This window comes from Thermus sp., assembly GCF_039793865.1.
Taxonomy (GTDB): domain Bacteria; phylum Deinococcota; class Deinococci; order Deinococcales; family Thermaceae; genus Thermus.
This window is the reverse complement of record NZ_JBAMMI010000070.1, coordinates 1-3,930: the sequence shown is the minus strand read 5'-3', so window position 1 is coordinate 3,930 and position 3,930 is coordinate 1. Positions and strand designations below refer to the sequence as shown.

5 protein-coding genes are annotated in these 3,930 nt (G+C 69.1%); all 5 read right to left on the bottom strand.

Going from position 1 to position 3,930, the window contains the following annotated elements:
* Positions 1-63: 63 nt before the first annotated feature.
* The 5 genes from ABJK26_RS06615 to ABJK26_RS06595 are packed head-to-tail and all read right to left on the bottom strand — an operon-like array spanning position 64 to position 3,696.
* Positions 64-1,284, bottom strand: a complete 1,221-nt coding sequence (locus ABJK26_RS06615; RefSeq protein ID WP_347241492.1) for a HAMP domain-containing sensor histidine kinase — start codon at positions 1,282-1,284, stop codon at positions 64-66.
* The gene (locus ABJK26_RS06610; RefSeq protein WP_347241491.1) at positions 1,281-1,937 is read right to left on the bottom strand and encodes a response regulator transcription factor; all 657 of its coding nucleotides are present in this window, start codon (positions 1,935-1,937) and stop codon (positions 1,281-1,283) included. The genes ABJK26_RS06615 and ABJK26_RS06610 overlap by 4 nt, the downstream gene beginning before the upstream one ends.
* Positions 1,934-2,374, bottom strand: a complete 441-nt coding sequence (locus ABJK26_RS06605; RefSeq protein WP_347241490.1) for a hypothetical protein — start codon at positions 2,372-2,374, stop codon at positions 1,934-1,936. The genes ABJK26_RS06610 and ABJK26_RS06605 overlap by 4 nt, the downstream gene beginning before the upstream one ends.
* Positions 2,375-2,383: 9 nt before the next feature.
* Complete coding sequence (locus ABJK26_RS06600) at positions 2,384-3,172, bottom strand: cytochrome c3 family protein (protein WP_347241489.1); 789 nt, start codon at positions 3,170-3,172, stop codon at positions 2,384-2,386.
* Positions 3,169-3,696, bottom strand: coding sequence for a YceI family protein (locus tag ABJK26_RS06595; protein WP_347241488.1), 528 nt, complete (start codon positions 3,694-3,696; stop codon positions 3,169-3,171). Before ABJK26_RS06595 ends, ABJK26_RS06600 begins: the two co-directional genes overlap by 4 nt.
* Positions 3,697-3,930 lie beyond the last annotated feature (234 nt).

Sequence of the window (3,930 nt, the reverse complement as noted above, 5' to 3'; positions counted from 1 at the left end):
TTAGGCGAAGGATTCACGCCAAAAGGGTATTACCGGTGCAGGTGGAGGCCGCGTAAGTCCAGTTTATGTCGGCTCAACATCGCGCCACCGGGGAAAGAAAAGGGTCACCCTTAGCCCCGGCCTGGCGTCCTCGTACGCCACCCGACCGCCCAGCCAAGCCACCACCTGGTGCACCAAGGCGAGGCCGAGGCCCGTACCTCCGAAGGGTCCCTTAGCGAAGGGCTTTCCCAGATGGCCCCGGAGGGCTTCGGGCACCCCCGGACCGTGATCCCGCACCCAGAGCCTTACCTCTTCCCCTTCGGCCTCCACGCCCACTTCTACCGGGGGGCCCCCGTGGAGGCGAGCATTTTCCAGAAGGTTTTCCAGGATTCGCCTGAGGAGTTCCCTGTGGCCCAAGACCCACGCCGGCCCCTGGGCCACCAGCGCCGCTTCTTCCTCAGAGAGATTTTCCCGGACCAGCGCCTCCAGGTTCACGGGCTCGAGGTCTCCGGCCTCGAGGCGGGCGAGCTCCAGGAGGCCCTCCAAGGTGGCCCGCATGCGCCTCAGGGCGCGTTCTATCTCCGCGAGGGCCCGCTTGGCGTCCGCATCTCCGCTGGCCAGGGCCTCCACCTGGGCCTGGAGCACGGCGAGGGGGGTGCGGAGCTCGTGGGAAACGTACCGGGTGAAGGCCCGCTCCCGGGCGAGGGCGGCCCGCACCGCCGCCACCACCCGGTTGAAGGCCGCCACCACCTGGGCGAGCTCCGGCTCCGGGGGCCTCCCGAGGGGGTCGGGGAAGCGGAGGCGGGAGAGGTGCTCCAAGGCGCGGCCCAGGGACTCCAAGGGCCAGGTGAAGCGGCGAGCCAGGAAGAGGCCGAGAAGCCCGGAGAGGAGAAAAAGGGGGAGCAAGGGCAGGAACGCCGCCCGCCTGAAGTCCTTCAGGGCTTGGCGGTACTCCTCCACCCGGAGGTAGATCTCCAAGGTGTACCCTTGCCACTCCTGGCGAAGGCTTTGCCAGGCCTCTCCCTCCTTGGGCAGGAAGCCTCGTTCCAGAAGGGGCTTCTCCCCGTCCAGGACCCTAAAGCCGAAGATGTAGTGCCGCGCAAAGAGCTCGGTGCCGGGAAGCTCGGGCCCCGAGGGGGCGAGGACCAGGTTCTGGCGTATCTGGGCGGCGAGGTCCAGGAGGTCCCGGCGGATGTCCTGCTCCACCAGGTTCCGGAAGGAGAGGTAGCCGGTTAGGGCCTCGAGGGCCCCCACCAAAAAGGCCAGGAGGGCGAAGGCAACGGCCAGGCGAAGCCTGAGGCTCAAGGCTCCCCCAGCTTGTACCCCAGGGGCACCCGGGCCACCACCCAGGGGGCGAGCTTCCTGCGGAGTTGCCGCACATAGACCCTCAGCACGGCCTCGGACTCCGCCTGGGGGAAGACCCGTTCCAGGAGCTCTTCCCGAGGGAAGGCGCGGTCCGGGTGGGAGGCGAGGAGCTCCAACAGGGCAAACTCCTTGGGGGAAAGAGGGACCTCTTTGCCCTGCCAGAGCACCCGCCTGCGGGCGAAGTCCACCACCAGGGGCCCGCGGACCAGGGCGGGCGCCCGCACCTCCCTTCCCCGCCGGAGGAGGGCCCGCACCCGGGCCGCGAGCTCGTCCAGGTAAAAGGGCTTCACCAGGTAGTCGTCCCCGCCCAGGTCAAGCCCCTGGACGCGGTCCTCCAGGGCGTCCCGGGCGGTGAGGAAGAGGATCCCGCCCCGGTAGCCTCCCTGACGGAGCGCCTCCGCGAAGCGGAAGCCCGCCTCCTCTCCCTCCGGGAGCATCACGTCCAGCACCACGGCGTCGGGTTCGCCCTCCTCCAGGAGGCGGTAGGCCTCCTGCAGGCTTCCCGCGCCCAGGGCCTCGAGCCTTTCCCGCCTCAACCTCGCCAGGATGGGCTCCAGGAGCCCCGGCTCGTCCTCCACCACCAAGACCCTCATTCATCCCTAACATACAGGGCCAGGGCGCCGAGAAGGGTGAGGCCGGTGAGGCTCAGGGGCGCGAGGGGGGGCGGGACCCCTTTTCCCTCTCCCCTTTCGTTCCCGCCCGCCCCCTCTTCCTCCGCGTCCACCAGGAGGTAAGTCCCCGGAGCGAGGCCCTCGTTAAGCCGCTTTTCCAGGTGCTCAAAGAGGCCGAGGAAGCCCACCCCCGCCATGAGCCCCAGGACCAAGGCCGTGGCAAGGCGGAACCTCGGCGCCACGAGCCCAAGACCCGCCGCCGCGCCCCCGACGAAGGCCGTGAGGGGCGCGAGGAGTTGGACGCCCTCGGTGTGCCCCATGAGGAGGAGTTCTCCTCCGGTGAGGAAGAGCCCTCCTGCGGCGAAGAGGGCCACGAGTTCGGGAAAGCGGTGCCTAAGCCATTCCTTTTGGTTCTTCACGGTATCACCTCACTCCTGCTCCCAGGCCTTGCCGTCAAGGCCGTGGCAGTAGGCGCAAAAGTTGTTGGGGAGAACCCGGTTGAAGGCCTTTCCGTCCTCGGGGTTGCGGATGAGGGCGAGCTGGGCCTCCTGGAAGGCCCGGGCCAGGGCCAGCGCCTCAGGGGATACGCTCCCTGCGCCCCGGTGGCAGGCGGTGCACCGCTGGCCTCCCCCGTGCTCCGCCACCTCCCCGTGGCGGGAGGTGAAGTCTTGGCCGTGGTCCTTGGGGGCGTGGCAGCGGGCGCAGGCCTGGTCCTTCGGTCGCCCGAAGGCCGTGAAGATCGTTGCGTCCACCGGAGGGCTGGCCTTGGGAAGGGTGGAGGCCCGGGTCTTGCCGTCGTGGCAGGTGGCGCAGAAGCGCCCCAAGGAGCGCGGGCCGTGGGGCTCCAGGGACGGGCTTGGGGCCAGGCTCTTCCAGGCCCTGTCCCGGTCTAGGAGGGCGTGGCAGGTCTGGCAGGTGGTCCCCTTGGCCCCCAAGGCGGCGAAGTGGCGCTCGTGGCTGAAGACCACCCGGGCGGCGTTTTGGGGGGCGAAGACCTTCACCAGGTCCTGGGGGGGCTGCCAGGCCCGCGTGGGCTTGAGCCTTTCGCCTTCCACCTCCACGTACTGCCCGGGCACCGCCTGGAGGCCGGGAGGCAGAGGGCTTCCATCGGAGAGGAAAGCCACGCCCTTCTCCGGATCGTAGCGGACGAAGAGGTACCGCTTCCCCTCGGAGGCGAGGCCCAGGGCGAGGAGCAGGGCGAGGGCCAGGAGCCTCATGGGGCCACCCCCTGGCCCTGAACCCTCACCCGAACCCGATCGCTGACCCGCATGCCCATGAAGCTCGGGGCCTTGAGGCCGTAATCGCTGAGGCGCAGGGTGAAGTCCGCCTGGAAGAGAAGCCTTTGCCCCTCCGTGCGGTGGCGCACGGGAATGGCCACCTCGCGCCGCACGCCGTGCAGGTCCAAAACACCGAGCAAAACCCCTTTGGCCGGGTCCAACCCCTTCAGGGTGAGGCAGGCCCTGGGGTAGCGGTCCACCTGGAACATCTCCCGGGTGTGCCGGTCCCGAAGGGGCTCCTTGGAATCCCAGGCGGAGAGGTCCAGGCAGACCTGGCCCTCGAGGCGGCCTGAAGCCTCCTCGTAGGTCACCTCGCCCTCCAGGGTGGGGTTTTTGCCGCTGAAGGCGCCAAGGGGCGCCTGGGCCTCGTAGACCGCCTCTCCCGTGACCCGGTACCGCGCCGCAAGCGCCACGCCGGCCAGGAGCCCAAGCAGGGCGAGAAGCCGTAGCCCATCCCTAGTCATCCCCGAGCTCCACCTCCCTCGCCTATCCTCCCGGAGGGGCGTAAGGGAAACGTAAGCGGGCCCTCGGGCTTCCGGGAAGGGGTGGGCTAGACACCACGGAGGTAGGCCCTTCTCATGCGGCTCTACCCGCCCGTAGGCGGGAAGCCCCAAGGCCAATCCTTATCCTGGGACCCGCATGTTAAGATAACCCAAGTTGCTACCCAGCCATTTTCTGGGCCATGAGGCCCAGGTTGT

Coding starts and splice junctions, on each gene's coding strand:
- ABJK26_RS06595 (WP_347241488.1), bottom strand. CDS start 3,696: ATGACTAGGGATGGGCTACGGCTTCTCGCCCTGCTTGGGCTCCTGGCC.
- ABJK26_RS06600 (WP_347241489.1), bottom strand. CDS start 3,172: ATGAGGCTCCTGGCCCTCGCCCTGCTCCTCGCCCTGGGCCTCGCCTCC.
- ABJK26_RS06610 (WP_347241491.1), bottom strand. CDS start 1,937: ATGAGGGTCTTGGTGGTGGAGGACGAGCCGGGGCTCCTGGAGCCCATC.